Source organism: Thalassobacter sp. 16PALIMAR09 (assembly GCF_000765485.1).
In the GTDB taxonomy this organism is placed as follows: domain Bacteria; phylum Pseudomonadota; class Alphaproteobacteria; order Rhodobacterales; family Rhodobacteraceae; genus Thalassobacter; species Thalassobacter stenotrophicus.
Window position 1 is genome coordinate 169,942 of the sequence record NZ_JHAK01000006.1, and the last position, 25,673, is coordinate 195,614.

Annotated in this window: 27 protein-coding genes; 13 read left to right on the plus strand and 14 right to left on the minus strand. The window is 57.3% G+C overall.

The features are described from left to right. Positions 1-6: 6 nt before the first annotated feature. Complete coding sequence (locus PM04_RS13085) at positions 7-516, minus strand: DUF721 domain-containing protein (RefSeq protein WP_038007554.1); 510 nt, start codon at positions 514-516, stop codon at positions 7-9. Between the two features lie 70 nt (positions 517-586). Here PM04_RS13085 and mutY point away from each other — a divergent pair, with 70 nt between their 5' ends. Further along, positions 587-1,606, plus strand: coding sequence for an A/G-specific adenine glycosylase (mutY, locus tag PM04_RS13090; RefSeq protein ID WP_038007556.1), 1,020 nt, complete (start codon positions 587-589; stop codon positions 1,604-1,606). A gap of 60 nt (positions 1,607-1,666) precedes the next feature. Here mutY and PM04_RS18235 read toward each other — a convergent pair whose 3' ends face one another. Then, the gene (locus PM04_RS18235; RefSeq protein ID WP_081946101.1) at positions 1,667-1,975 is read right to left on the minus strand and encodes an HNH endonuclease; all 309 of its coding nucleotides are present in this window, start codon (positions 1,973-1,975) and stop codon (positions 1,667-1,669) included. 62 nt (positions 1,976-2,037) lie between these two features. Between PM04_RS18235 and PM04_RS13100 the strand changes: the two genes are divergently transcribed. Next, positions 2,038-3,186 carry an FAD-dependent monooxygenase gene (locus tag PM04_RS13100; protein WP_152594042.1) on the plus strand — a complete coding sequence of 383 codons (1,149 nt, stop codon included), beginning with the start codon at positions 2,038-2,040 and terminating at the stop codon, positions 3,184-3,186. Here the strand turns inward: PM04_RS13100 and holA are convergent. The 4 genes from holA to PM04_RS13120 form a co-directional block, all read right to left on the minus strand. After that, positions 3,171-4,193 carry a DNA polymerase III subunit delta gene (holA, locus tag PM04_RS13105; protein ID WP_038007562.1) on the minus strand — a complete coding sequence of 341 codons (1,023 nt, stop codon included), beginning with the start codon at positions 4,191-4,193 and terminating at the stop codon, positions 3,171-3,173. The genes PM04_RS13100 and holA overlap by 16 nt on opposite strands. Further along, the gene (locus tag PM04_RS13110; protein ID WP_052068469.1) at positions 4,190-4,669 is read right to left on the minus strand and encodes a hypothetical protein; all 480 of its coding nucleotides are present in this window, start codon (positions 4,667-4,669) and stop codon (positions 4,190-4,192) included. The genes holA and PM04_RS13110 overlap by 4 nt, the downstream gene beginning before the upstream one ends. Next, positions 4,656-7,202 (minus strand): leucine--tRNA ligase, encoded by a 2,547-nt coding sequence (gene leuS / locus PM04_RS13115; RefSeq protein ID WP_038007568.1) that lies wholly within the window; start codon positions 7,200-7,202, stop codon positions 4,656-4,658. The genes PM04_RS13110 and leuS overlap by 14 nt, the downstream gene beginning before the upstream one ends. A gap of 78 nt (positions 7,203-7,280) precedes the next feature. Next, positions 7,281-7,790, minus strand: a complete 510-nt coding sequence (locus PM04_RS13120; RefSeq protein ID WP_038007571.1) for a DUF3576 domain-containing protein — start codon at positions 7,788-7,790, stop codon at positions 7,281-7,283. Between the two features lie 287 nt (positions 7,791-8,077). Here PM04_RS13120 and PM04_RS13125 point away from each other — a divergent pair, with 287 nt between their 5' ends. Continuing rightward, positions 8,078-9,052, plus strand: coding sequence for a porin (locus PM04_RS13125; RefSeq protein ID WP_038007574.1), 975 nt, complete (start codon positions 8,078-8,080; stop codon positions 9,050-9,052). Between the two features lie 244 nt (positions 9,053-9,296). Here PM04_RS13125 and PM04_RS13130 read toward each other — a convergent pair whose 3' ends face one another. After that, entirely contained in the window at positions 9,297-9,857 is a 561-nt protein-coding gene (locus PM04_RS13130) for a site-specific integrase (protein WP_038007578.1), read from the minus strand. 744 nt (positions 9,858-10,601) lie between these two features. Here PM04_RS13130 and PM04_RS17425 point away from each other — a divergent pair. After that, positions 10,602-10,925 carry a DUF6626 family protein gene (locus PM04_RS17425; RefSeq protein ID WP_052077307.1) on the plus strand — a complete coding sequence of 108 codons (324 nt, stop codon included), beginning with the start codon at positions 10,602-10,604 and terminating at the stop codon, positions 10,923-10,925. Between the two features lie 166 nt (positions 10,926-11,091). On the opposite strand, the gene PM04_RS17905 is transcribed toward PM04_RS17425, so the two are convergent. After that, complete coding sequence (locus PM04_RS17905; protein WP_152600856.1) at positions 11,092-11,943, minus strand: hypothetical protein; 852 nt, start codon at positions 11,941-11,943, stop codon at positions 11,092-11,094. A 144-nt stretch (positions 11,944-12,087) separates the two neighbouring features. Here PM04_RS17905 and PM04_RS13145 point away from each other — a divergent pair, with 144 nt between their 5' ends. Then, entirely contained in the window at positions 12,088-12,816 is a 729-nt protein-coding gene (locus tag PM04_RS13145; RefSeq protein ID WP_152600857.1) for a hypothetical protein, read from the plus strand. A gap of 28 nt (positions 12,817-12,844) precedes the next feature. Next, entirely contained in the window at positions 12,845-13,480 is a 636-nt protein-coding gene (locus PM04_RS13150; RefSeq protein ID WP_038007587.1) for an AAA family ATPase, read from the plus strand. 237 nt (positions 13,481-13,717) lie between these two features. On the opposite strand, the gene PM04_RS17430 is transcribed toward PM04_RS13150, so the two are convergent. Next, positions 13,718-14,671, minus strand: coding sequence for a site-specific integrase (locus PM04_RS17430; RefSeq protein WP_052077308.1), 954 nt, complete (start codon positions 14,669-14,671; stop codon positions 13,718-13,720). A gap of 143 nt (positions 14,672-14,814) precedes the next feature. On the opposite strand from PM04_RS17430, the gene PM04_RS13160 reads away from it, so the two are divergent. From PM04_RS13160 to PM04_RS13170, 3 genes are all read left to right on the plus strand, one after another. Beyond that, on the plus strand, positions 14,815-15,828 hold the full coding sequence (locus PM04_RS13160; RefSeq protein WP_255347915.1) for a porin: 1,014 nt from the start codon (positions 14,815-14,817) through the stop codon (positions 15,826-15,828). A gap of 82 nt (positions 15,829-15,910) precedes the next feature. After that, positions 15,911-17,236 carry a sulfotransferase gene (locus PM04_RS13165; RefSeq protein ID WP_052068466.1) on the plus strand — a complete coding sequence of 442 codons (1,326 nt, stop codon included), beginning with the start codon at positions 15,911-15,913 and terminating at the stop codon, positions 17,234-17,236. Continuing rightward, positions 17,227-17,880 (plus strand): YggS family pyridoxal phosphate-dependent enzyme, encoded by a 654-nt coding sequence (locus tag PM04_RS13170; protein WP_038007592.1) that lies wholly within the window; start codon positions 17,227-17,229, stop codon positions 17,878-17,880. Before PM04_RS13165 ends, PM04_RS13170 begins: the two co-directional genes overlap by 10 nt. Before the next feature lie 9 nt (positions 17,881-17,889). Here the strand turns inward: PM04_RS13170 and PM04_RS13175 are convergent, their stop codons facing one another. Together PM04_RS13175 and ribA are read right to left on the minus strand one after the other, a co-directional pair. After that, positions 17,890-18,384 (minus strand): L,D-transpeptidase, encoded by a 495-nt coding sequence (locus tag PM04_RS13175; protein WP_038007595.1) that lies wholly within the window; start codon positions 18,382-18,384, stop codon positions 17,890-17,892. After that, a complete protein-coding gene (gene ribA, locus PM04_RS13180; RefSeq protein WP_038007597.1) occupies positions 18,381-19,451 on the minus strand; it encodes a GTP cyclohydrolase II in 1,071 nt (356 codons plus the stop codon). Before ribA ends, PM04_RS13175 begins: the two co-directional genes overlap by 4 nt. A 169-nt stretch (positions 19,452-19,620) precedes the next feature. On the opposite strand from ribA, the gene PM04_RS13185 reads away from it, so the two are divergent. Together PM04_RS13185 and PM04_RS13190 are read left to right on the plus strand one after the other, a co-directional pair. Further along, positions 19,621-20,307 (plus strand): response regulator transcription factor, encoded by a 687-nt coding sequence (locus tag PM04_RS13185; RefSeq protein WP_038007599.1) that lies wholly within the window; start codon positions 19,621-19,623, stop codon positions 20,305-20,307. 225 nt (positions 20,308-20,532) lie between these two features. Beyond that, entirely contained in the window at positions 20,533-21,183 is a 651-nt protein-coding gene (locus PM04_RS13190) for a DUF2461 domain-containing protein (RefSeq protein ID WP_038007603.1), read from the plus strand. Between the two features lie 9 nt (positions 21,184-21,192). Here PM04_RS13190 and PM04_RS13195 read toward each other — a convergent pair whose 3' ends face one another. From PM04_RS13195 to PM04_RS13205, 3 genes are read right to left on the minus strand one after another with little or no spacing between them, the layout of a single operon-like run. Beyond that, the gene (locus tag PM04_RS13195; protein ID WP_038007606.1) at positions 21,193-22,194 is read right to left on the minus strand and encodes a biotin-dependent carboxyltransferase family protein; all 1,002 of its coding nucleotides are present in this window, start codon (positions 22,192-22,194) and stop codon (positions 21,193-21,195) included. Then, entirely contained in the window at positions 22,187-22,876 is a 690-nt protein-coding gene (locus PM04_RS13200; protein WP_038007608.1) for an allophanate hydrolase subunit 1, read from the minus strand. The genes PM04_RS13195 and PM04_RS13200 overlap by 8 nt, the downstream gene beginning before the upstream one ends. An 8-nt stretch (positions 22,877-22,884) precedes the next feature. After that, the gene (locus tag PM04_RS13205; RefSeq protein ID WP_038007611.1) at positions 22,885-23,646 is read right to left on the minus strand and encodes a LamB/YcsF family protein; all 762 of its coding nucleotides are present in this window, start codon (positions 23,644-23,646) and stop codon (positions 22,885-22,887) included. A 239-nt stretch (positions 23,647-23,885) separates the two neighbouring features. Here PM04_RS13205 and PM04_RS13210 point away from each other — a divergent pair, with 239 nt between their 5' ends. Both PM04_RS13210 and PM04_RS13215 read left to right on the plus strand, forming a co-directional pair. Beyond that, entirely contained in the window at positions 23,886-24,674 is a 789-nt protein-coding gene (locus PM04_RS13210) for an exodeoxyribonuclease III (protein WP_038007613.1), read from the plus strand. 51 nt (positions 24,675-24,725) lie between these two features. Continuing rightward, the gene (locus tag PM04_RS13215) at positions 24,726-25,646 is read left to right on the plus strand and encodes a tetratricopeptide repeat protein (RefSeq protein ID WP_038007616.1); all 921 of its coding nucleotides are present in this window, start codon (positions 24,726-24,728) and stop codon (positions 25,644-25,646) included. The last annotated feature ends 27 nt before the right edge of the window (positions 25,647-25,673 follow it).

Sequence of the window (25,673 nt, forward strand, 5' to 3'; positions counted from 1 at the left end):
GCCGCGTTACCGGCTTTGTTTTGAGATGATGTTTGCGCCAAGGTGTTCAAGGGCGGCGCGCAATCCTTCGTCTTGCACATCTGAGGTATGGACGGCGGCTTTCGTGCGGTTGGCATGTTGCTCTTGGGCCGAGAGGCTGGGTGTTTTGGGGCGCGCTTGGAATGAAACCTGACCTTCGGCAAAGCCGGTGGGGGCCGTTTGAGTGATGCGGATTTTGCCAATTGCATTGTAGCCGTAGCAGGCATTCACGCGTTCACGGATGCCGGGCTCTTGCATCTTGAGGATCGGGGCCATTGCCCCGGTTGTCAGCAGGGTAAGGGTCGCGCCGACATGTTTGCGCGTGTATTTTACATCAACGGGGCGGCACATTGAGGCTGTCTCTGGGCCGACGATGTCATCCCAATGGGTCAGGATGCGGGTTTCCGCAAAGCCACGCTGTCCGGTCACGGCGCGGACTTTTTGGTCCACCAGTGTGCTGGTCCGCCGAAATCCTTTGGAGCGCCGTGCAGGCTGCATGTGGTTGTCTCCCCGAGTCGTCCTATCCTACACCACGGTGAGCAGAGGGGAACAAGGGCTGTGATAACCAATGCGTGAGCAATTAAGCGAAGATTTGTTAGGGTGGTATGACCAACATGCGCGGGTGATGCCGTGGCGCGTGGGACCTGCCGCTCGCGCAACCGGAGAACGACCCGATCCCTATGGCATTTGGATGTCCGAGGTGATGTTGCAGCAAACCACCGTCGCTGCGGTGCGGGATTATTGGCGTAAGTTCATGGCGAAATGGCCAACCGTGTCGGATTTGGCGGCGGCTGAGGACGCCGATGTGATGGCCGCATGGGCAGGGCTTGGGTACTACGCGCGCGCGCGTAACCTGTTGAAATGCGCGCGCGTTGTGGCCGCAGATCATGGTGGGGTGTTTCCTGACACGGTTGAGGCGCTGCTAAAACTACCGGGAGTTGGCCCGTATACGGCGGCTGCTGTTGCCTCTATCGCGTTTGATGCGCCGGCAACGGTTGTAGATGGAAACGTGGAGCGGGTGATTGCCCGTCTACGTTTGATTGAGACGCCGCTACCCAAGGCCAAACCAGAAATCACCGAGGCTGCCGAAGCGATCACGCCACAGGACCGGCCCGGTGACTATGCGCAAGCGATTATGGATTTGGGGGCGACGATCTGTACGCCACGGAACCCGGCCTGTGGGATTTGCCCGTGGTCCACGCCCTGTCTCGCGCGGGCGCAAGGCGTGCAGGCTGAGTTGCCCAAGAAACTGCCGAAAAAGACGAAGCCAACGCGCCATGGGTATATCTATCTTGCGCGGCGGGGGGATCATTGGTTGGTGGAGCAACGTCCCGATAAGGGGTTGTTGGGCGGGATGATCGGGTTTCCGGGGTCTGATTGGTCAGATGATCCTGCGCCAGCCGCGCCTTTTGTCGCTGACTGGCGCGAGGTGGGCGAGGTCCGCCATACGTTCACGCATTTTCACCTAGTGTTGCGCGTGCACACAGTGGAGCAGTCATCTGGGGGCGTGGAGTTCCAGCCCGTCGTTCGGGATGATTTGCCGACGGTATTTCGCAAGGCGTTTGATTTAGTATCAGCGTACGAATAGGGGGCTTTGCCCCCGTCGGCCGAGGCCGCCTCCCCCAGGATATTTGAGAACCAAAGAGGGTTAGCGTTTTTTCCAGCTACGACGGCCGCCAGGTGTTTTGGAGTGAAAGTCTGCGGGCCGTTTGCGAATCCACGCGATGAATTTAGCCAGTCTTGGGTGGGTGCGGAGCGTTTCGGGGGTGTTCCAGAGGCGGGCGAGTTCCGCCTCGGAGGCGCTTGCGTGAATTTCGTTGTGGCAGATTTGGTGGACAAGGACTGTGGGTCCGCCTTTGCCGCCGCGAAGTTTTGGCACAAGGTGGTGCAAACTTTGTGGAGCGTCCGGCGGAACCGGCCGTTCGCAGAGCGCGCAGATGGGATGTGGTTCGGACATTAGGCTGGCTCCGATCGTGTGTCGCGCCTAATGGTGGGGTTATGTTGGATTTGGACAAGAGCATGGATGCGTTGGTCATTGGCGCGGGACCTGCCGGGTTGATGGCCGCGGAGGCTTTGGCCCGCGCTGGGCGCAGGGTGGTCGTGGCGGAGGCTAAGCCGTCGCCTGCGCGTAAATTCCTAATGGCGGGCAAATCTGGGCTGAATTTGACCAAGGTTGACGCTGAATTTGGGGCAGCTTACGCGGAAGCCGAGGATTGGTTGGCGCCGATGTTAGCCGAATTTGGACCTGAGCGGGTGCAGGAATGGGCCCTTGGTTTGGGGCAAGAGGTGTTTACGGGATCAACGGGGCGTGTGTTTCCAACGGCGATGAAAGCCTCACCACTGTTGCGGGCGTGGTTGGCGCGCTTGGATGAGTTGGGCGTTGTGTTGCGGCACAATTGGCGTTGGACCGGGTGGGATGGTTCATCTGTGTGTTTCGAAACGCCCGAAGGGGCGGTAGCTGCGCGCCCCGAAGTGACGGTTTTGGCGTGTGGTGGGGCATCATGGGCGCGGCTTGGATCTGACGGGGCATGGGCAGATTGGTTGGTGCAAGTTGCTCCGTTTCAACCCGCGAACATGGGGTTTTTCGTGGATTGGTCCGACCATATGGCGCGTCATTTTGGGACTCCGGTTAAGAATTGCGGCCTGTGCGTTGCGGGGCGGATGCATCGAGGTGAGATTGTTGTTTCGGGCCGTGGGCTAGAGGGCGGGGGCATTTATGCAATCTCGCGCGCGCTGCGTGAAGGCGCGGGGCTGGCGCTGGACCTGAAGCCTGATCTGTCACGTGATGAGGTGGCCGCGCGGTTGGCACGCCCGCGAGGGAAGGCCAGTGTTGCAACTCATTTGCGGAAGGCGCTGGGCCTGACGCCAGTGCAAATCGCGCTGTTGAATGAGTTCGCCCGACCGTTTCCGGATGATTTGGCATCCGTCATCAAAGCCCTGCCCATCCCGCTTGGTCCGCCACGCCCTATGGATGAGGCGATTTCAACTGCTGGTGGGGTGCGGTGTGATGCCTTGGATGATCAGCTTATGCTGCAGGACAGGCCGGGCACGTTTGTTTGCGGTGAAATGCTGGATTGGGAGGCCCCTACGGGCGGCTACCTTCTAACGGCCTGTTTTGCGACCGGGCTTTGGGCTGGACGGCATGCAGCGACCTATCGGTTGGCGTAAACCGCAAGGCGCAGCAGGGTCCGTTCCATCACCGCCATTTGCGGTGCCATGGAGGACGAGCGCAGGGTTAGGTCAGCGGTTGTCAGCTCGCGCAGGGCGTCTTGGAGTTTATGCACGCCCCACTGCTGCGCCTGACGGGCCATCCGGTCACGCCGTGGGCCAAAGACGGGCGGTTTTGCGCGGCTAAGCCCTTGGGCTGCGCCGCCGGGGTCACAGGCTGCCGCGTACAAGGTGCGGAAATGTCGGGTGGCCCCAATGCACAACGCCACGGCCTGCACGCCTTGGCCGCCTAGCTTTTGGATCAAGGGGCCGATTTCATTGCCGCGGCCCTCCGCGCTGGCGTGGATCACGTCATCAAGGGCCGCCTCAATCGTCACAGGCGCGCAGTTTGCGACGTCTAGAGGGGTTACCGGGGTGGTATCGCCACGTTTGTATAGACCCAGCTTTTCGACAGTTTGGCGAAAGTCGCCGGGGTCCAGCGCCCGTGAAAGCGTGTCAAGATCGCGGTGCGCCTCATTGCTGATTTGCTCTAGTCCTGCGGCGCGCAAGGCAGCTTCGATTTCCTCACGCGAGGGTGGATCATCATAGAGGCCCACAGCATAGGCCCGGCGATGGCCTTCAAACGCCTTGCGCAGTTTCGATGTCGCGCGGAGCGAGCCGCAGGTCACGATCAAAGACGCGTCGCCGTCTTGCCATTCCGCCAATGCGTCGATGATCGGGGCGGCCAGGGCTTCGGTCGCGTCTTCAATGAAGACCACGCGGGGGCCGGGAAAAAAGCCGTGCGCCTTGAGGCCATCTAGGGCGGCGGCGGGGTCTTTGCGCAGATCAGTCGCGGGCATCCGGGTGAGCCGCATCTCGGCCTCACCTTCGGGACCTACAAGCGCGGCTACCACTTCTTGGCGGCGCAAAGCCACGCGCATTGCATCCGCGCCATAGATCAAAAGACCTGCAATCCCCGCCTCTGGCTTGGCGAAGAACCGTGTGGCCTGTGCGCCCGCGAGCTTCATGTGAGAGCAGGGTCCACGAGCAGTTGCGCCACCAGCTTATCCGCGAGGATAACCATCAAACGCGCGCTTGCGTCCCGCTCTGAGGCGAGTGTCGAAATGGTCGAGCCGCTGGCGGAGTAGGATGTGAAGCCTGTCACAACGCCCTCGGTGACCGGATCGGCGGCGCCGACGGGGCGAACGGCATAGGTTAGGGTGCCCTGCACATTGAAGCGGGTCACAAAGTTAGAGCCGGTGATGGCCAGCCCGCTTTCACGCGTGGTGATCACATAGGACAGATCGTAGCGCGGTGCGTTTGAGCGACCCAGCCGCTGTTCCATTTGGGCTACGAAATCAAAGCTATCGCGCGTGTTAGGTGCATCCATACGGATCGCATCGCGAATGCCATTGGCTCCGCCGTCAGGCCCATAGACAGGGGTAAAGCCGCAGCCAGCAAGAGCTGCAGCCCCCAAAAGTACGTTTCGTCTAGATGACCACATTCACGATCCGCCCCGGCACCACGATCAGCTTTTTGGGCGTGCCGCCGTCCAAAGCCTTGACCACAGCTTCATCCGCGAGCGCCAGCTTTTCAACCTCATCCTTGGGAAGGTCTTTGGCGATCTTTAGCTCAGAGCGGCGTTTGCCGTTGATCTGGATGGGCAAAGTTATTGTGTCTTCGACCAACATGGCGGGGTCGGCTTTGGGCCATTCTGCGTTCAAGACGAACCCTTCGCCATCGAGCAAAGCCCAGATTTCCTCAGCCAAGTGCGGGGTCATGGGTGACATCAGTTGAGCCAACGTGCGGCATGCGGTGCGGCGGGCTTCGGCCCCTGCATCGGATTTGTTGAGCGTGTTGGTAAAGCCATAAAGCTTCGCCACCGCCGCGTTGAACGCAAAGCCATCAATGGATTGGGTGACCTCTTGGATGGTCTTGTGCATAGCGCGCAGCAATTCGGCGTCTGCATCGTTGGCCGCACGATCCGCCCGCGCCACGTCTGAGGCGATGCGCCAGACACGTTGCAGGTGTTTGTACGACGCTTCCGCGCCGGATGCGGTCCACTCAACGTCCCGCTCGGGAGGCGAATCGCTCAGCACGAACCAACGGGCGGTGTCCGCGCCGTATTGCGCAATGATCGCCTGCGGGTCGACCACGTTGTTCTTGGATTTGGACATCTTGGCGGACGGGATGATGTCGACCTCGGTGCCGTCCTCAAGAAAGCCTTTGCCGTCGCGCAGTTCGACTTCCTCGGGGTAGTGATACTTTGGCCGACCGTCTGCACCGGTTGTTTTGAAAATCGCGTGGGTGACCATGCCTTGGGTGAACAGCGCGTTGAACGGCTCTTTCGCGCTTTCGGGGAGGTGGCCAGTGACCTGCATCGCCCGGGCAAAGAATCGTGAATAGAGCAGGTGCAAAATCGCGTGCTCAATCCCGCCGATGTACTGATCGACGTTCATCCAATAGTCGACCTCGGCCATATCCGTGGGGGTCGTTGCGCGCGGCGCGGTGAAGCGCGCGTAATACCAAGACGAATCGACAAAGGTGTCCATCGTATCGGTTTCACGTTGGGCCGCGCCACCACATGTGGGGCAGGTCGCGTCACGCCAGGTTGGGTGGCGATCCAGTGGGTTGCCGGGCACGTCAAAGCTGACATCATCAGGCAGCGCGATGGGCAGGTTTTCTTTCTTTTCAGGAACCACACCGCAGGTGGCGCAATGCACCACAGGAATGGGGCAGCCCCAATAGCGTTGGCGGCTCAGGCCCCAGTCGCGCAGGCGGAATTGCTCAACCCCTTTGCCCCACCCAGCGGCCTCGGCGAAATCGATTGTGGCCTCAATGGCCTCTTCACCCGTCGCGATATCCAGCCCGGCAAAGTGATCAACCCAGCGCACACGCTCAGTCTTGGTCGGCACAAAGGCCTCTGCCTCAACGGGGGTCGCATCCTCTAGGCCAAAGAAGGTGTCGATCACCGGCAGATCGTACTTGCGGCAGAAATCGAGATCACGCTGATCGTGGGCGGGGCAGGCAAAAATAGCGCCCGTGCCGTAATCCATCAGGATAAAGTTTGCGATCCAGACGGGCAGTTCCCAGTCGGGGTTAAGCGGGTGTTTGACCCGAAGCCCAGTATCATAGCCCAGCTTTTCCGCCTTTTCGACGGCTTCGGCGGTGGTTCCGCCTTTGCTGGCCTCTTTGATAAAGGCTGCAACCTCGGGGTTTTCTTCTGCCATCGCTTTGGCAATGGGGTGACCGGGCGAAATACCAACAAAAGACGCGCCGTTCAGGGTGTCGGGGCGGGTGGTATAGACCTCAATCGGGTCGCCCCCATCAACACGCTCAAACCCAAATTGCAGGCCGCGCGATTTGCCGATCCAGTTTTCCTGCATCAGCTTCACCTTGGGGGGCCAGTCGTCCAGATCACCGATGGCTTCCAACAGCTCATCCGCCATGGATGAAATGGCAAAGAACCACTGCGTCAGCTCTTTGCGCTCTACCTCAGCGCCAGACCGCCAGCCTTTGCCGTCCTCGACCTGTTCGTTGGCCAGAACGGTCATGTCCACGGGGTCCCAGTTCACGACGGCCTTCTTGCGGTACACAAGGCCCGCGTCCAGCATATCTAGGAACAGTGCCTGCTGCTGGCCATAATACTCCAGATCGCAGGTCGCGAATTCGCGGGTCCAGTCGATGCTCAGGCCAAGGGGCTTCATCTGGCCACGCATCACGTCGATATTGGCGTAGGTCCAATCCTTGGGATGACCACCCGAGGCCATCGCGGCATTCTCGGCAGGCATGCCGAACGCATCCCATCCCATCGGGTGCAACACCGAAAACCCACACGACATCTTATACCGCGCGATCACGTCGCCCATCGTATAGTTGCGCACGTGCCCGATGTGGATCCGCCCCGAGGGGTAGGGGAACATCTCTAGCACATAGTATTTGGGCCGGTTCGGATCGACCTTGGCCTCAAAAACCTGCGCGGCATCCCATTTCTCTTGCCACTTTGGCTCAACTTCGGAGGTTTCATACCGGCTCATGGGATATCCTTCTTAAACGCGGGCCGCCCTTTGGTGTGGCGTGCTCACGGGACGCATAAAGCGCTGGGCGCAGAATTTCTATAGGTCGCCGTCGGCAATCCGCAGTTGGCGGGCGCGGGTCATGATCGCATCTTCGATCTGGCGCTGAATTTCGGGACTAACGGCGCCGGAGCGGGTCCGCAGCGCAAGGTTCAGCGACCGAGCATCGAGCGCGGGGTCCGTCACGAACACGGTGGCCTGATACGCGCGGCCGCTGCCGGGGGGCGTGCCGTAGCCAAACTGGATCACGCCCGAAAACGGATCAGCGGCTTCAATGGGCATAAAGCTCAGGACATCCAGCGTTGCGTTCCACAAGTAGCGGTTCACTTCGACCGTTACATTTGGGTCGTCCGCGTTGTCGAACAGGTCAAACACAGACCCGCGGGCGCGGCGTTCGGCCTCTAGTTCCTTGGCGGGGTTGGTCTGGTTGGCGATCCGCTCGTCGCGGGTTTGCCCGAACAGGCCGGTTCTTTCGCCGCCGCCACAGGCGCCGAGCATGGTGAGCAGGGCCACCGTTCCGATTGTCTTGGCCGTAATCCCCAGCGTCATGCGTCTCGCCCCTGCATCTATATCTATTCACGTTGGTCTATCCGAGCGGGGATGCACCGGCAAGACCCCGCGCTCTATATCCGTTTGTGCGTGTATATAGTGGCCTGCCACCCAACAGGTGCCGGTGGCGGAAACAGACTGTGGCATGTCTGCACCATTTTGATGGCGAAAAATCCGCAGTCAATTCGCCTCGCTTGCAAAGCTATGACGAAACCGTGAGAGAGGGGCATACCCAGTACGGATTCCCCGTGGTGGGCCTAATTTTGAAAAACACACGAGGGAAAACTATGAAAAAAGTTCTCTTTGCAACGACCGCAATCGTCGCATTCGCTGGCGCTGCATCCGCAGACGTCGCAGTTTCTGGTTCCGCTGAACTGGGTATCGCTGACAACGGCACCGCCACTGAAAACGTTGGCTTCTTCTCCTCCGTAGACGTGCGCTTCTCCATGACTGGTGAATCCGACAACGGTTTGGCTTTCGGCGCGACCATCGATCTGGATGACGCTCTGGAAGCTGGTGGCAACGCAGCCGCACAAGGTAACCTTGCTGACGCTGGTCAAGGTATCGGCGACAACTCCGACAACGACTCGATCGACTACACGATCTTCGTGTCCGGCGCATTCGGCTCCTTGACCTTCGGTGACACCGATGGCGCAATGGACTGGGCTCTGACTGAAGGCGGCAACGTCGGCAACCCAGGTTCCATCAACGACGCTGAAACATCCTACGCTGGTTATGCAGGTGCTTACCTTGACGGTAACGGCGACGGCATGATCGCTCGTTACGACTACGCATTCGGCGACTACGCGCTGGCAGTATCGGTTGAGCAAGGCGTTCTGGACGAAGAAAATGGCTACGCCATCGGCTTCAAAGGCAACGTTGCTGGCGTGTCCTTCGGTATCGCTCACCAAGAAGGTACTGCTGGAGCTGTTGGCGGCGCAAACGCTGACCTGACTGGTGTGTCCCTCGGCTACGGCTTCGGCGACCTGAAGGCTGGCATCATGCTCGCAACCGGTGAAAACCGCCTAGGTCAAGACGATGACCTGATGCAGCTGGGTCTTGGCTATACAACTGGCGCCGTGTCCCTGCACGCAAACTACGCCGAGCGTGAAACCAACAACGTCCAATCCGATGGTTTCGGTGTTGCTGCGAAATACGACCTTGGTGGCGGCGCTGGCGTACACGTCGCCTACGGTTCCGGTTCCGTTGGTACTGCTGCTTCCGTCGACCGTTGGTCGCTCGGTCTGGCAATGTCCTTCTAATCCATCTGGATTATTTGGTTAGGGAAGAGCGGGCTTCGGTCCGCTCTTTTCTGTTTGGCACTACAGCATGGCTACCGTGTGCTGTGCTTGCCAGTGTGCTGTGTGAGTTTGGTGCGCAGTATCAGTATGCGTTTGTGGCACTGAGACTGTTGTACTGTGCCCTGCAAGTGCTTGGCGAGCCAAGCTTTGTGCTCCAACTCACGAACCAGCTGTTTGCGCAGCGCTACTTCGGTCTTTCCTGCCATCACACCAGTTCCACAGCACGTGCAATCATGGCGTCGTTGACTGTTAGGTAGCGCTGAGTGGTGGCAATGTTTCTGTGCCCAGCAATAGCTGCCAACACATGTACACTGATGCCTTTGTCCGCCAATCGAGTGATCATAGTGCGTCTACCACTGTGGCTGCTTGCACCATGGATCCCACAAGCAGCGTACACCTCCAAAAACAGCTGACACATGGTGTTGCCTGAAAAGTGCCCACCCTTTTGACTGGGGAACAGTGGTTTGTGGGGAGTATTGGTTTTGATGCATGCACGGTATCGCCGGAGTGCAGTGTGCAGGCGTTTGTTCACAAACACCCTTCGCGCATATCCGCCCTTGGTGGTGGTGAGATTGATCACATCACGTATTGTGCCATCATCAGTGTATGCATCACCCACAGTGAGTGCGGCAATCTCCATTGCGCGCAGTCCAGCATTGAAGCTGACAGCAAAGATGGTTTGATCTCGCACTGCATGACGGCGTGTGTTGAGATAAGTGTTGATCCGTTTTTGTTCTGTGTCTGTTACAATACGTGCCTGCCGCATGTGCGCCTCCAATTCCCATCGATCCAGTGCACGCAGTGTAAGCGATGAGGTATTGGGTGGACGACCAGAACTGCCTTTTAACACACCGTCAGTGATCTCAACGACTTATGCGTTTAAGTCAAAGAGTAGTAATTCTATGAGGTTTTCTTGGTCAATCTTACGCTCGTTGATAAATAAACACAGTTGCGCGAAAGCGCATTGAAACTGGATCAAGGTTGGCGTGCCGAATGCAATTACGCTGTGAAACCCGTTCTGCTGTGTGGCGGTTAGCGAGAGTGCCAGTTCTCTAACTTCGATGGACTACCCACTGGGCGGCTGGTGGATGCCTCAAACTCTGCCTGACAGGGTTTCCATCGTCGTAACGGTTGGAGTTTAGAGATAAGCTCTAGGACAAGTGAGACGGAAGAACCGTCAATGCTTGGGGTAGCTGCGCTGTATCGGTCCCAAGTATGCGTTTGATGAGCCTGTAATAGAGATGATAGCAAGACCTGCTCTTCCCTGCTGTGTCGGGGTTTGGTGACTACAGCCTGTTCAAAGCGACGTGCAATGACAGATCCACGCCCTACGGGGCGTGATCTATCCTGCTCCTTGCAATATCATTAGAAAATAGGTTTGAAGCAAAAAATATGTGAATGCTGTGTGATGAGCGAGAGCGAACATCAAAGCAGCATTGCACTGCTTCCTCTGCAAGAGGAGCACATAGAATATCCATATTGTGTTGATAAATAACAATAAGGAGAGACTATGGCTGAAAAATTAACGATTGAGAACATCTGCAACCTCGTGATTGCTGAGGGCTTGGCTGACAACGAACAAGACTTTTGTGAGCGTTGGCTTTGTCGAGGCGAGGGGTATATGCGCACATTGCGCTTTAGGGGACTGCAACCCAGCACTGATGCTTTGGCTGTGTGTGCCAACAAGTTGGGATTTTATGCAGATGCGTTTTTGTCCAGTGGTCGTAATTACTCAGTGCAGACAGGCAAGAACCTCAGGCAGTTGCAGCAGCTGTGTGAGCACGAACTGACCCAAGCAGCAAAGAGCAAATGGCAGGGGTACAGCATCCAATGAAACAGTCATGCCGCAGTCCACTGCTGGAACGTGTGGATGCACTAGATCAACGCCTCAAAGCTTTGCGCCAACAGCAAGACCGCATCAAACGACAAAAAAAGCAAATCAAGCTGCAAAAGGCTCGTCAGGCACTCGCATCACATAACAGCAGTGCCTGACGAGTAACCTACTTTTGGGGGAACTGTCCCAACGCCACATTTTTGATGTAAGCGTTGGCGGTCTTGATGTGGCGGTTAACGGTTTGAGCTTTCCTACGACGCACGACCCTTCTGGCTTCGCGCAGGAATACATCGTCATAGCCGAGTGTTCTTGCTTCTCGTTCAGCCTTGGCGAGGTGCAATATATACGGTTTGTCGCCATCATCTCCTTTGATGATTATGCGTTCATCCACTGCAATCATTGTGTGTTCTGCTGCAATGTCAAAAAGTTCGTGCAATTTTAAATCAGGGTTAGATTGCTGGATGTCCCATACAGTCAAGCTGGTGTGTAGTGCGCTTAAATTAGGCTTTGTGTAGACCGGATATTGAGCACGGCTTTTGGCACGCGCCGTTTGTATGCGGTCTGAGTTTTTCTGCAGCAGGCGGCGGAACATGCGCACGAGATGCACAGTTCGTACTTCAAGCGGCACGGATATCACCAACTCGTCTTCAGTAAAGTGTCTGTTTAACAGACACTCTTGAACCCCTCTAGATGGCGGTTCGCAGAACAATTGTTGGTGAGCACGCCACCATGCCCAGAAATCGTCAGTGGCATGCACATCACCAAAGTCAGCATATAAACCTGCGTATTCGCCTTTGCCCCTCAAGCGACAAGTGTCACGATAACCTTCATGACGACGTAGGTATTCCCACCAGAAATAATAAACCGAACATTGCCACGGCTTTGCGCCATGAAATGGTGGGTTGGGCAGCTTACGCTTGCTGATCAGTGTTCCATCTTTGCGTGTGCGTCCTTTGCTTGGTGGGGCATAGATGAAGAACAATGCTCCGCTTTTGTGGCGTTTCTCGTCAGGTATCATGATCAGTATCTCTAAAGTTAGTCATCATCATCTTAACCATAACGACATTCAATTTGGCTACAATTTTTAAGGTATATTGAGGTTGTAGCGAGTGATTTTGCTTGCTGCGTTTTAATCAATCCAATCGGAGAAAATAGCATGACTATGTCAAACATCATTGAGCCCAAGACCCTCGAAACCACACTGTCGAACCTCGTTGCTGAGCGTGAAGCTTGGGAGGCAGGTAGCTACCTGAAGTCCAATCAAGAGCTGTATGCACTGCTGGAGAAATGCCTGAACCAGTATACGCAAGTGAAGCACAGCCCATCGTTGCGCAATGTTGTGTCTCAAATGCTGCGTGAACGTAACATTGCCTTTAATGCCAGCACTAATACGCTGACTAAAATTGTACGCTTGATCTTTGGGGACTGTGGCAAGCGTGCGTATACTTACGCCCGTGTCATCCAAGTCGCACTGGCTGAAAAGCCTGAGAATGTGTCTCTCGCAACATTCATCACCAATGCTGGTGGTGTGGAAGAAATCCGCCGCCGCAATGCAAGCGGTGTCAGCCCTGCACAACTGCGCCAACAACGCATTGAAGCTGCAGAGAAGCTGTTCGTAGGAGCCGATGGTATCGTTACCGTTGATACAGTTGACGGCATCACGCCCAATGCAGAGACCGAAAACAACCTGAGCCTCGCCATTTTGCGCCTCAATGCAGATGGCACATCAACAGTAGTGTGCGGCATCCAAAACATCGCACTGTTGAATGCAGCTTTGGAGCACGCGGCAAAGCAGCAAAGCATGTTGAACGATCCTAAGGCGGAGTTGTCGCAAGAGCGGACACGCCAAGCGACGCTTGCGCGTGCAGTTAAAGAGGCGGTAGCAGCTTAAATCTGCTGTGTTGGGGAAAGGAAAAGCTATGAGCAAGTTTGCGATACAACACGCACCTGAACAATTTAGTGAATTGGTTTTTGCGCAGTCAGACATCCAGAGGCGGCTGGAGGAGTATGCCGCCTGCAAGCGCACCAAACCCATAATTTTGCATGGGACCTATGGCGGAGGAAAAAGCACAATTGCAAAATTACTGGTCACAACACGAGACCCTATCAATCGTGGGTTCTGGCAGACGATCAATTGTAGTAATGTGGAGCAGGGTTTTTTGACGCCTATTGAAGGCACTTGGCGGTTTGCTGAGCTGCTTGAGGTTGAATCCATGTGCGTGCTTGAGGAAGCCGATCTGTTATCGCGGCGCAACCAATTCGACTTACGTGCGTTTATGGATCAACATGGTGGCATGTTCATTATGACCACCAATCATTTGCATGCGATTGATCCGTCAATAAGAAGCCGCTGTGACTGCATTGAGATCAAACCACCTGTGGCAAAGAATTATTTGCCTGTTGTGCAGAAAATCTTGGCTAGTCATGGCGTTGCAATGGGTCCACAACCCTTGTTGAAGGTTCTGGATGTATGCGGAAATTGGCGGGATGTGTTGGGTGCTGTGGAGGATATGGTTCAAAATGCATCTCTTGGATGTGATCTATCTGCAGCATGATGATGGTGTCTGTTGAAGTTGTTGGTTTTTATCCAAGAGTGTCTGTTTAACAGACACCTTCAGCGACCCTAGCGCTGCATGCGCGACCAGTAGGTAACAATTGTACTGTCCAAACCCGCCCAAGTGGCGGGTTTTTTTGTAGTGTGTTGTGAAACACTGACATCGCGGGAGTGGAGTGTTTGAATATCGGGATCAAGGATACTTTGTGCAGAGCCAATATCCCTAGTGCCTTTGGTATCAAATACTCAAACTGCTGATGGTTTTGCTGACAATCTCAGTGCGTTGATGCAGCAGGTTTGGCTCTAGATGTGCGTATCGCTGTGTCATCTGCATGCTGCTGTGTCCCAGTAGCGTCTGTACTTCGTACAAGCTTACACCACTGTTTATCAGCATGCTGGCATAGGTATGGCGTAGGTCGTGTATGCGTACATCACTGAGGTCTGCTCGGTCACGTGCTACAAACCACGCTGCATAGAAGCTGTGATAGGCAGTGAGTGTTTTGGGGTTTGTGAACACGTAGTTGTCTGGCTTGGTGGGTAGACCCAAGTGCAGTGCTTGCGTGCGTGTGCTGTCCAGTGTGCTGAGTGCTGCAGAACTCAATACAATGCGTCTTGAGCGTCCATTTTTACTGCGTGGTACTGTCCAGATGCGCTTGACTGTGTCTACATCGCGCCAACGCATGCAGCGTGCTTCGCCTTTGCGTGCACCGGTGAGTAACAACAGCTGCACAAACAAATAGAGGAATGGATTGCTGTTGGCACGACAGGCTTTGAGTAGTCCTTCGATCTCAGTCTCGCTCAAGAAGCGCTGTGTATAATCACCAGTTGCCAGCTTCTTGAGGTTCTGCTGCTGCTTGCTGTAGCCCATGATGTGTCCCCAGTGTCTGGCTAGGTTCAGCATTCTGTTGACGAGGTGGATGTGCTTGTTGATGGTGCTGCGCTTGTAGCCTTTGACCACCTGCTCTCTAACCCACACATCCAGTACAGGGTTGGTCAGCTCATCAAGTGTGTAGCTTCCCAACTGCTCACGCATGTGCGTGTTGTATATGCTCCAGTCATGGTAGGATAAGCGCTTGGTGGCTTTTGCGTGTGGAAAGTAGTGCTGATCGAAGAACGCATTTAGTGTGAGTAGTGGCGCGGTACTACTACGCTGTAGATCGGTGGTCTTGGATTGTCTGAAGAATGAGATCATCTTGTGCTCCTGCCTATGCTGCACAAGCAGTATTGTCTGATGTACACTTGGACGAGAGCCTAAATATGATGTGTTTATCGTCGCTTACAGTCGTCGACTGCGACTAGACGCTGGTCTTCAATCGTCTCTTTGCAACGACCGCAATCGTCGCATTCGCCGGCACTGCATCCGCAGACGTCGCTCTGTCCGGTTACGCTGAGCTGGGTATCGCAGACAGCGGTGAAGCTGCTGAAGAAGTTGGCTTCCACTCTTCCGTAGACGTTCGTTTCTCCATGACTGGCGAAACAGACGGCGGCTTGGCATTCGGCGCAACCATCGATCTGGACGACGCTCTGGAAGCTGGTGGCGGCGCAGACACGCGCGTCACCGCTGTGACAACTGATACAAGTGATACTGGTGCTGCACTCGACCCTGGCACACTCACAACTGGTACAATTGCTGACGCAGACGGCGGCCAAGGCATCGGCGACAACTCCGACGACGACAGCATCGACTACACGATCTTCGTATCCGGCGCATTCGGCACATTGACCTTCGGTGACACCGACGGCGCAATGGACTGGGCCCTGACCGAAGGCGGCAACGTCGGTAACCCAGGTTCGCTGAACGACGCTGAAACATCCTACGCTGGCTATGCAGGTTCGTACCTCGACGGTAACGGCGACGGCATGATCGCACGCTACGACTACTCCTTCGGCGACTACGCTTTCGCAGTGTCGGTTGAGCAAGGTGTTGCAGACGCAGAAAACGGCTTCGCAGTCGGCTTCAAAGGCAACGTTGCTGGCGTATCCTTCGGTATCGCACACCAAGCAGGCACAGAAAACGCAACTGGCGACGCTGAGCTGACCGGTGTGTCCCTCGGCTACGGCTTTGGCGCTCTGAACGCTGGCATCATGGTCGCAACTGGTGAAGATCGCGTCGGTGCTGACCGTGACCTGATGCAAATCGGCCTCGGCTACTCCGCTGGTGCGCTGTCCCTGCACGCTAACTACGCAGAAGACGACGTAGACGGCACAGGCAAAGCAGACGGCATCGGTGTTGCAGCTAAATACGACCTCGGTGGTGGTGCTGGCGTACACTTCGGTTACAGCTCGTCCGAAACAGCTGGTGGCGTTGACGCCGATCGCTGGTCGCTCGGTCTAGCAATGTCCTTCTAATCCATCTGGATTATTTGGTTAGGGAAGAGCGGGCTTTGGCCCGCTCTTTTCTTTTGTGCAGTGGCCTTCTAGGGAAGATTGCATGAGTGATTTTGAAAAAATAAACAAATTGCTGGCGACAGGTTCGGGTGAACTTGCGCTTAAGCAGGCCAAACGTTTGGCCAGCCGCACCAAGACGCCGATTGTGTTGGACCTATTGGCCCGGGCCTATCAATCCCAAGGTGACAGCACGCGCGCGCTTGCCACATTTGACCGCATCGCCGCCATCGCCCCCCGCCACGTTAAGCCGCTGGCGGACAAGGCCCATTATCTGCAAACACTGGGCCGTCGTGACGAAGCCGAGCCGGTTTTGCGCCGCGCCCTTAAGCTGGAAACCGAAAGCGGTTCGCTTTTGCGGCTGTTGAGTATTAGCTCAAAGCTGACCGCCACCGACCCAGATGTCGTGCGCGTTCGCGCCGCGTGGGACCAAGGTCGCCTACCGCCTGAGCAAAAGATCGAAGCAGGTTACGCGTTGTTCGCGGCCCTTGGCGCGGATGGGTTGCCCTATCTGTCCGAAGGGAATGCAGAACAAAAGCGCGCGGCGCCCAGCAGTTTCAAGGACCGACAAGCCGAAATGGCGGCTTTGCAGTCCGCCTACGACGCCCGCCCTTGGCCGACGCCAAAACGACAAACCAACGCGACACCATTGTTCATCACAGGGATGCCTCGCTCGGGCACTACGCTGGTTGAGCAAATCCTTGCCAGCCACAGCACCGTCAAGGGCACCGGTGAAACGGGTCTGCCCGTCCGTGCGGCGTTTTCTGTTTTGCAGCAGGGCACCCGATTTCGGCACCTGTCTAAACTGAACCCTGATGAATATTCGCTGATCGGCCAGCGCTATGTGGATGGGATGGCCCAAATCCACAAGGCGACGGGGACCTATACGGATAAGTCGATCACGACATATCTGGTGGCTGGTATCCTCAAGGACCTGATCCCGAACGCCAAGATGATCTATGTGCGCCGTGATCCCCGGGATATCGGCTGGTCCATCTGGCGCAACCATTTCAAGGTTGGCACCCACCGCTATGCAAATGACCAGCGTGATATCGCCCGGCAGATCAAGGCCGTGACCGAGATGGTCAGCTATTGGCGCGCGCAGGATCCTGATATGTTCATCGAAGTGTCCTATGAGGCATTGGTGCGCGATCCCGGCCGCGAAATCCCGGCCTTGCTGGCTGCGTGTGACCTGCCGATGGAAGAGGCGTGCTTGCACCCCGAGCGGAACACGCGATCTGTGCAGACCCTGTCGATTGAGCAGGTCCGCCAGCCGATTAGCCCTAAATCCATCGGGGGGTGGCGGGCCTATGCCGACCACCTTGCCCCGATGATCGAAACCCTCAAAGCGTTGGACGTGCCATGGGACTGAGTGAGATTAACGATCGGATCGCAAAGGCGGAACAAGAGGCGGGCCGCGTGGGGCAGACGACCCTAATCGCCGTGTCCAAGGTCCAGCCGCCTGAGCGGGTCGAGGCGGTTTTGCAAGAGGCCCACCGGGTTTTCGGTGAAAACCGCGTGCAAGAAGCCCAAGACAAGTGGCCCGCGTGGCAAGAGACCTATCCGGGTGTTGAGTTGCACCTGCTTGGGCCGCTGCAAACCAACAAAGCCCGTCCCGCGATGGAGCTGTTTGACGTGATCCATTCGGTGGATCGTCCCAAAATTGCGCGCCGCATTGCTTCTATGGCGCAGGAGCTGGGCCGTTGCCCCGGCGTGTTCTTGCAGGTGAATACCGGGGAAGAACCGCAAAAGGCCGGTGTTTTGCCTTCGGAGGCGGATGCCTTTGTGGCAGAGGCCCGCGCGCTGGAACTGCCTGTGCTGGGGTTGATGTGCATCCCGCCGGTGGATGAACATCCGTCGATGCACTTTGCGCTGTTGGCGAAATTGGCTGCGCGCAATGGGCTCGAAGGTCTGTCGATGGGCATGTCCGGTGATTTTGAGCAAGCGATTGCCCTAGGGGCGACCCATGTGCGTGTCGGATCTGCGATCTTTGGCGCGCGGGCGGGAACTGCTTAGCGCGTCCGCCTACCGCACAATCAACCGCGTGGCGTACCGGATGCGTGGGGCGATCCACGCAAGGTGATCTGGCCGCAATCCGACGCACCCTTCGGTCGGGTATCCGGGCCGCCGCCAGCGGTGAATGAATATCGCCGAGCCTTTGCCCATCTCTGCCCGCGGCCAATTCCAATCGGTGATCAGCACAAGATCATACAGTGGATCGGCGCGGCGCAGGTGTTCGTGGCTGTGGGCGTAGGGCGCGCGCACCATGAGGTTATAATCCTCATGGGTCGGGTCGTCGGACCACAAATCACCCGGACCAATCGGGACCGCCCAATTCGTCGGCCGCGCCATCCGGTCGGGCCGGTACAACAGGCCCACAATCCGGTGCGTCCCGCGCGGTGTCGCGCCATCGCCTTCGCGTTTGTCGCTCGTGATACCGCCGCGCCCGACGACGCAGGGAAACTGCCGCCCCGCAAAGCGAAGGCCCGTTGGCCCCACGACCATATCCAAAGGGGTCACAGCAGATGCCCGGATTTGGCGGCCTTTACGGCAAGGTAATTGGCGTTTTCGGGCGTTTGGCCAACTTGCAGCGGCACCCTTTCGACGACTTCGATACCTTGGGCCTGCATCATCGCGATCTTGGCGGGGTTATTCGTCATCAATCGGACGGAGGTGATGCCCATTTCGCGCAAGATCCCCGCGCCTAAACGGAAATCACGCTCATCATCTTCAAACCCAAGACGGTGATTGGCCTCGACCGTGTCAAACCCCTGATCCTGTAGATCATAGGCGCGCATCTTGTTGGCTAGGCCAATGCCGCGTCCCTCTTGGTTGAGGTAAAGCAACACGCCCGCGCCCTCAGACCCCATTTGGCCAAGCGCGCCGCGTAACTGTGGGCCGCAATCACATTTGAGACTGCCCAGCACATCACCCGTAAAACAAGCTGAATGTAGGCGAACCAAAACCGGGGCGGCGCGATCAGGCAAGCCGATTTGCACCGCATAATGTTCCTCGCCACCATCGGTGGGACGGAAAATTTCTAGCCGGCCACGGCCCGCGTTCATGGGCAGTTTTGCCCCGACGACTTGACCAAGGGTGGAGGCTTCAACCAGCGCCTGCTGCACCGAGTTGAGCGTCAGAACAGTCAGCCCGTCCAGCGGGGTATTTAGGTCAACGCCGACAACTGCGGGCAGCAAATGCGCAGTCTTGGCCAGACCAACCGCCGCCTGCCAAACGGCAGCACCCTCGGTACGGAGGGTTTTGAACGGCCCCTTCATTGGGGTTCGCAGATCATCGGCAGGGTCCGCGACTGCCTGCATCCATGCCAAATCCGCCTCGCTTGGCACTACGATCCGCGCGACGTCACCGTCATAGGCGCGCGCCTTCAGCGTTTGGGCACGTCGCCCGCTGAGGCATAGAATCAACTCACCCAAACCGCGCATCTCGGTCAATCGCGCACTCGACACAGTTTCAACACTGGCCAGAATGATCCGCGAGGGGCCATCAGAAATCACCACAGGCAGCCCAAGCCGCAGGTCCGCGCGGGCGCGGGCAACCAGTTCAGCGGGGGTGGGCAGCAAAATCATGGGTGATCTCTGTAACAATCGGGCTGGACGGACAAGGCCGTTCCTCATGATATGAAACAAAACCCCCTTTGGCGACACGTCCTTGTGAACGCGCCGTGAGAAGATCGCGAAGTCTCTTGTTTGTGTCGCGCCGAGAGGCAATCCTTTGGTTAACAATTGGAGACATGAGATGGCTAACCTAAAGAAAATTTTGCTGGTCGATGACGATGACGATCTGCGCGATGCATTGGCCGAGCAATTGGTCCTCACTGAAGATTTTGATGTGTTTGAGGCGGACTCGGGCGCCAGCGGAATGGTCCGCGCCAAAGAGCAGCTTTATGATCTGATCGTGCTTGATGTTGGTCTGCCCGACACTGACGGTCGGGAGTTATGCCGTTTGATGCGCAAGCAGGGCGTGAAGTGTCCCATCGTGATGCTGACGGGGCATGACACGGATGCCGATACCATCCTCGGCCTTGACGCTGGTGCGAATGATTACATCCCCAAACCCTTCAAATTCCCTGTTCTTTTGGCCCGCATTCGGGCGCAGTTGCGGACCCATGAGCAATCAGAAGACGCGATTTTCACCCTCGGGCCGTATACTTTCAAGCCTGCGATGAAGATGCTCATCACCGAGGACGAAAAGAAAATTCGCCTGACGGAGAAGGAAACCAACATCCTGAAGTTCCTGTACCGTGCGAATGATGGGGTCGTCGCACGCGATGTCCTGCTGCACGAAGTGTGGGGGTATAATGCGGGTGTGACGACCCACACGCTTGAAACGCATATCTACCGTTTGCGCCAAAAGATTGAGCCTGATCCCGGTCAGGCCCGTATTTTAGTGACAGAGTCCGGTGGATATCGTCTTATGAGTTAATGCGAACCGGTGAGTATGTCGCACTAATGTCATCCAGAAACTTGATCTCGGTCATAGTTTCGCCCGACATCAAGGCGTATTGCTTGTCGTGACCAGTGGCATCTGCTGGCTCTCAGATGCACCTCCCTGTTGGACTTGGCCCGGATCTTTTGGTCCGGGTTCTTTTTTGTCCTCGCGGGTTTGGCGATGCGTCGTAAGGTGAGGCAGGCCACGACAGGAGGCACCATGTCAGACGGATTCAACGCGCTTATCCCTCGCGCGCAGCAGTTCTTTACCGATCTTAAGGCGAACAACACGCGTGATTGGTTCAATGAGCGCAAAGCGTTTTACAACGATGATATCCGCGCGCCGGGCGTTTTGTTTGCTGAGATCATGGCCGAAGAAATCAGCCGCATCGCGCATATTCCTATGACGCCCAAGGTCTACCGCATCTATCGCGATGTTCGTTTTGCCAAGGACAAGTCACCGTTCAATCCTTGGCTGCACATGATTTGGTCGGACGCCGGCGCGGATGAGGCGCGGCCTTGGTATTTCTTTGGGATCGACCATGATGCGGTGTATCTGGCCACTGGGGTCTTGGGGCTACAAAAAGAGGGACTTTTGCGGTATCGCCGGATGGTTGATCGCGTGGGCGATGACCTGACGGATGTGATTGATGCCACGGGCGGTGATGTTGTGGACTATGGGCCTGAGCCGTTGAAGCGTGTGCCCAAACCGTTTGATCCCGACCACACCCACGGTGATCTGTTGCGTCGCAAGGGGCTGATCGTGCAGCGGAACGTTCGTGCCGATCACCCCGACGGTTTGGTGAAGGCCGCCGTAACTGAGGTGAAGCACCTTTTGCCATTTCATCAAATGCTGCGAGAGCATCTTTGACCCGACTTGCTAGTCGTAGATGCAGCCTTGGATCAGGTTTTCGCGCATCAGTCGCTGTTCAAGGGTCCCGCGTGGGACGGCGATATGCGCCAGATAATCGGCTGCGCGTTTGGCGCATTCACGGGCTTCAGTGATCGCTTGCTGGCTAGATATAGCGGTGAATTGGATCGTGTCGCCCGCACGCGATTGGGCCAATCTACCGATGTCCGATGAAATAACGGTCGCGACTTTGGGGTAGCCGCCCGTGGTTTGGTGGTCCGCCAATAGAACCGTTGGTACTCCGTCGCCCGACACCTGAACCGAGCCGCGGACAATAGGCTCTGACGGAATGGACAGCGCGCCGTCCAGTTCAAGGCCGGGGCCGTTCAGCCGCATGCCCATTCGGTCATAGGCGTCCGTGATCTTGAATGCGCTGGATAGAAATTGCGCGACGGTTTCGGGCGCGAAGTGTTGATCTTGGGGGCCGGTCACAACGCGGATGGGGCCAGTGGGTATGAAATCAGGGCGTTCAATGTCGCCCAACCGGTCCTCGCGGGTGCTGGCATCTGACACGGTCAGGGACTGTCCCGTTTGCAGCGCGCCGCCGCCAAAGCCAGAGGTTGAATGTGTGGCACGGCTGCCCAGCCATTCCGTGGCCTCTAGCGTGCCGGCAAAGGCGATATAGGCCCAGCTGCCGGATTTGCCCGCGCGTACGGCCAAACGTTCGCCTTTGCGCAGAGTCAGAACGGTCCATGACCGGGTTTCTGCCGCACCATGGGCCACGACGAAATCCCCGCCGGTGATGGCGATGGTCACATCGCCTTCGCGGCACTGCAAAATCACCCCGCCGAGTGAGACTTCAATCGCGCTTTGGCCCGTTGCATTGCCGAGGGCCGCGTTTGCGGCGTCAAAGGCCAAGCGGTCCATCGGCCCAGAGGCGGACACGCCAAAGCGCATGTTGCCTGGGCGGCCTGAGTCCTGAACCGTGACCAAAGGGCCGGCAAAGGCGACGGAGAGGGCGGCGTTAGGCATGTGCATCCTCCCCCGTGAGGCGTGCGAATGTTGATGCATCGATCCGTTCAAACGCGACGCGGTCTCCGACATCGAACAAAAAGGGATGGTCGGGATCGTTGGTCAGGATCGGCGTGGGCGAGCGTCCGATGATCGACCAGCCCGTCGGCATCATTAGCGTCGTCACAAGACATTGCGGTCCTGCGATGATCACACTGCCCGCAGGTACATCGCGTACCGGCGCCAGTTTGCGGGGGACTTGGATTTCGGGGGTCACCCCTGAAAGGTAGGCATAGCCCGGTGCGAAACCGTACATCAGGACGTGAAAATCACCGGCCAAATGCGCGTTTATGACCGCGTCCCGTGACAGCCCTGTGGCTGTTGAAACGGCCTCTAAGTCTGGCGCAAAGGGGGCCTCGTAACAGACCTGAACGACCCGCTGCACGCCCGAGACTTTCTGGATGTTGAGCGCTTTGAGGCAGGCGCGGATGTGGGTTTCGACAGCGATGTGGTCCGTGAGGATCGGATCGAACGACACCAGCAGGTTCACCAGCGCGGGCACCGTTTCGATCGTCCCCTCGGGCGGGTTGGTCGCAATCGCGTGGTCAAGCGCGATGACGGCCGCATGTGCCGCTTCGCTTATTTCGTCCGCGAAGGTCACCAACAGCGCGTGATCGGCAATGGCTTTGAGCTGGGGCTGCATTCAGTTGCTCACACAGATGAAAACGCGCGAATTTCAACGCCGTGGGCCGTAAGGCGTTGGTGGATTTCGCGGGCCATATCGACGGCACCGGCGCTATCGCCGTGGACGCAAATGGAATGTGCGTTCAGCTTGATTGGATCACCATCAATGACAGGCATAAGGCCGGTCTCAAGAAAGGCAATTAGCCGTTCAGCGGCTTCACTGGGGTCATGGATCATCGCGCCGTCTTGGTCGCGGGGGACTAATTGGCCTGAGGATAAATACCCACGGTCTGCGAAAATCTCTGAAAATACCGGTGCGTTGGCGGCGCGGGCGGCCTGCTCGCCTTGGGTGCCCGAAATGGCGAGCATGGCCAAAGTCGGGTCAATCCGTTGCACAGCCTCGACGATGGCATCGGCTACGTCGCGGTCCCGTGCCGCGAGGTTGGCAAGCGCGCCGTGGGGTTTAACGTAGCTCACCCGCGCGCCGACTTGTGCAGCCATCCCCATCAGCGCCCCGATTTGCGCGGCACAGACCCGGCCAACCTCAGCCGGTGACATCGGTATCACGCGTCGGCCAAATCCTTCGCGGTCATTATAGCCGGGGTGTGCGCCCACACTCACGCCGTTTTGCGCCGCCAGCGTGAGGGTGCGGAACATCGTTTCGGGATCACTTGCATGCCCCCCACAGGCGATGTTGGCAGACGTCACAATCGAGAGCATCTCCGCATCGTTGCCCATAGGCCAAGGGCCGTAGCCTTCACCAAGATCGGAGTTGAGGTCGATGCGCATTTTGTCAGCTCCCGCGTGAATAAGGTCAGATTGATTTAAGGGGCTGCGTGGAAAAAGAGCAATGCTTGGCGGAGCTATCAAAAGAAAACGAGGCTGTGACGCGGGCCTTTCAAATAGCCGCTCACGGGCGGTTGCTTTCCTCCCGATCCAAGACAGGTTAACCCTGCAACAAAGGTCATTGGCTATTGCCTCGGGCCACACCACTGAGTGCAACGCTCAAAACGCTCCAAGGAGAGGTTATGCCCTTCACACTTGCCACCTGGAACATCAACTCCGTGCGCCTGCGCGAAGCCCTCGTGGCGCGCTTGATGCAAGAAGAAGCCCCCGATGTTTTGTGCCTACAGGAGTGCAAAAGCCCGGTGGACAAGATCCCGCTCGAGATGTTCGAGGCGCTTGGCTACACCCACATGGTGGCTCGTGGGCAAAAGGGATACAACGGCGTCGCGATCCTGTCGAAGATGCCGATCCAGGAAGCAGGCGCCGCGGACTATGCCAACCTTGGGCATGCGCGTCACATCGCGGGGCGGCTGGAAAACGGGGTCACGATCCACAACTTTTACGTGCCCGCAGGCGGTGACAAGCCCGACCGTGAGATCAATGAAAAGTTCGGTCAAAAGCTCGATTACCTGACGGACATGCGCGATGCGTTTCGCGCAAATGCCCCCGAAAAATCCATTCTGGTCGGTGATCTGAACATCGCCCCCCGCGAAGACGACGTGTGGGATCACAAAAAGCTGCTGCGCGTGGTCAGCCATACACCCATTGAGGTGGATCATCTGGCTCAAGTCCAAGAGGCCGGCGATTGGGTGGATGTGACCCGCGCCGATATCCCCACGGGGCGGCTTTATAGCTGGTGGTCCTATCGCTCTCCCGATTGGGATGCGGCGGACAAAGGGCGGCGTCTAGATCACGTCTGGGCCACGTCCGATATTGCCAATGCGGCGCACTCTAGCCGGGTTTTGCGCCATGTGCGCGGGTATGAAGGTCCCTCGGATCACGCCCCGGTCTTTGCGACGTTTGACTTGTAAACCGGGCCTCGCACGCCGATATACGCCGCACACACGACGATGGAGAGAGACATGCTTGAACTAGGCCAAACACCGCCCCAGACGCCCGCCGATGCAGGTGATCTGATCAAGGACGTGTCCGAGATGACGTTCATGACGGACGTGATCGAAGCCTCGCAGACGGTCCCCGTCATCGTGGATTTCTGGGCGCCGTGGTGCGGCCCCTGCAAAACCCTTGGCCCCCAGCTAGAGGCCGCCGTGACCGCAGCGGGCGGCAAGGTGCGTATGGCCAAGGTCGATGTGGACCAGAACCAGCAGATTGCCGCGCAGTTGCGGATTCAGTCGATCCCTACGGTTTATGCTTTCTTTCAGGGGCAACCGGTTGATGGATTTCAGGGCGCGGTCACACCCGCCGAAGTGACCGCGTTTGTCGAACGTGTTGCGGCCATGGGCCCAGAGGAAGACGGCGGTTTGGCCGAGGCTGTTGCGGCAGCCGAAGAAATGCTCGATGCGGGCGAAGTCGTGGATGCGGCACAGACCTTTGCGGCCGTTTTGGGCGAAGAGCCTGAGAACGCAGCCGCCTACGCCGGTTTGATCCGCGCGCATCTTGCGCTGGATGAGCTGGACCAAGCTGAAGGGTTGCTTGCTAGCGTGCCGGAGGCCATCGCAACCGCCTCAGAGATTGAGGCCGCACGCGCCAACGTCGAGCTGGCCAAACAAGCCCAGAGTGCCGGTCCCGTAGCGGAACTAACCGCGGCAGTTGAGGCAGATGCCGCTAATCATCAGGCTCGGTTTGATTTGGCCACCGCACTGCACGCCAACGGCGATACGCAAGCGGCAGTGGATCACCTGTTGGAAATTTTCCGTCAGGACCGGGAATGGAATGAGGGCGCTGCAAAAGCCCAGCTTTTCACCATCTTTGATGCGCTTGATGCCAAAGATCCGATCGCTTTGGCGGGTCGTCGCAAACTCTCGTCGATGATATTTGCCTGAGCCAACAGAGGCACTACCTGTATCCAC

What these genes read in the sequence shown, in the direction of transcription:
- PM04_RS13085 (WP_038007554.1), bottom strand. Translation starts at nt 516, where the DNA reads ATGCAGCCTGCACGGCGCTCCAAAGGATTTCGGCGGACCAGCACACTG.
- mutY (WP_038007556.1), top strand. Translation starts at nt 587, where the DNA reads ATGCGTGAGCAATTAAGCGAAGATTTGTTAGGGTGGTATGACCAACAT.
- PM04_RS18235 (WP_081946101.1), bottom strand. Translation starts at nt 1,975, where the DNA reads ATGTCCGAACCACATCCCATCTGCGCGCTCTGCGAACGGCCGGTTCCG.
- PM04_RS13100 (WP_152594042.1), top strand. Translation starts at nt 2,038, where the DNA reads ATGGATGCGTTGGTCATTGGCGCGGGACCTGCCGGGTTGATGGCCGCG.
- holA (WP_038007562.1), bottom strand. Translation starts at nt 4,193, where the DNA reads ATGAAGCTCGCGGGCGCACAGGCCACACGGTTCTTCGCCAAGCCAGAG.
- PM04_RS13110 (WP_052068469.1), bottom strand. Translation starts at nt 4,669, where the DNA reads ATGTGGTCATCTAGACGAAACGTACTTTTGGGGGCTGCAGCTCTTGCT.
- leuS (WP_038007568.1), bottom strand. Translation starts at nt 7,202, where the DNA reads ATGAGCCGGTATGAAACCTCCGAAGTTGAGCCAAAGTGGCAAGAGAAA.
- PM04_RS13120 (WP_038007571.1), bottom strand. Translation starts at nt 7,790, where the DNA reads ATGACGCTGGGGATTACGGCCAAGACAATCGGAACGGTGGCCCTGCTC.
- PM04_RS13125 (WP_038007574.1), top strand. Translation starts at nt 8,078, where the DNA reads ATGAAAAAAGTTCTCTTTGCAACGACCGCAATCGTCGCATTCGCTGGC.
- PM04_RS13130 (WP_038007578.1), bottom strand. Translation starts at nt 9,857, where the DNA reads ATGCGGCAGGCACGTATTGTAACAGACACAGAACAAAAACGGATCAAC.
- PM04_RS17425 (WP_052077307.1), top strand. Translation starts at nt 10,602, where the DNA reads ATGGCTGAAAAATTAACGATTGAGAACATCTGCAACCTCGTGATTGCT.
- PM04_RS17905 (WP_152600856.1), bottom strand. Translation starts at nt 11,943, where the DNA reads ATGATACCTGACGAGAAACGCCACAAAAGCGGAGCATTGTTCTTCATC.
- PM04_RS13145 (WP_152600857.1), top strand. Translation starts at nt 12,088, where the DNA reads ATGTCAAACATCATTGAGCCCAAGACCCTCGAAACCACACTGTCGAAC.
- PM04_RS13150 (WP_038007587.1), top strand. Translation starts at nt 12,845, where the DNA reads ATGAGCAAGTTTGCGATACAACACGCACCTGAACAATTTAGTGAATTG.
- PM04_RS17430 (WP_052077308.1), bottom strand. Translation starts at nt 14,671, where the DNA reads ATGATCTCATTCTTCAGACAATCCAAGACCACCGATCTACAGCGTAGT.
- PM04_RS13165 (WP_052068466.1), top strand. Translation starts at nt 15,911, where the DNA reads ATGAGTGATTTTGAAAAAATAAACAAATTGCTGGCGACAGGTTCGGGT.
- PM04_RS13170 (WP_038007592.1), top strand. Translation starts at nt 17,227, where the DNA reads ATGGGACTGAGTGAGATTAACGATCGGATCGCAAAGGCGGAACAAGAG.
- ribA (WP_038007597.1), bottom strand. Translation starts at nt 19,451, where the DNA reads ATGATTTTGCTGCCCACCCCCGCTGAACTGGTTGCCCGCGCCCGCGCG.
- PM04_RS13185 (WP_038007599.1), top strand. Translation starts at nt 19,621, where the DNA reads ATGGCTAACCTAAAGAAAATTTTGCTGGTCGATGACGATGACGATCTG.
- PM04_RS13190 (WP_038007603.1), top strand. Translation starts at nt 20,533, where the DNA reads ATGTCAGACGGATTCAACGCGCTTATCCCTCGCGCGCAGCAGTTCTTT.
- PM04_RS13195 (WP_038007606.1), bottom strand. Translation starts at nt 22,194, where the DNA reads ATGCCTAACGCCGCCCTCTCCGTCGCCTTTGCCGGCCCTTTGGTCACG.
- PM04_RS13200 (WP_038007608.1), bottom strand. Translation starts at nt 22,876, where the DNA reads ATGCAGCCCCAGCTCAAAGCCATTGCCGATCACGCGCTGTTGGTGACC.
- PM04_RS13205 (WP_038007611.1), bottom strand. Translation starts at nt 23,646, where the DNA reads ATGCGCATCGACCTCAACTCCGATCTTGGTGAAGGCTACGGCCCTTGG.
- PM04_RS13210 (WP_038007613.1), top strand. Translation starts at nt 23,886, where the DNA reads ATGCCCTTCACACTTGCCACCTGGAACATCAACTCCGTGCGCCTGCGC.
- PM04_RS13215 (WP_038007616.1), top strand. Translation starts at nt 24,726, where the DNA reads ATGCTTGAACTAGGCCAAACACCGCCCCAGACGCCCGCCGATGCAGGT.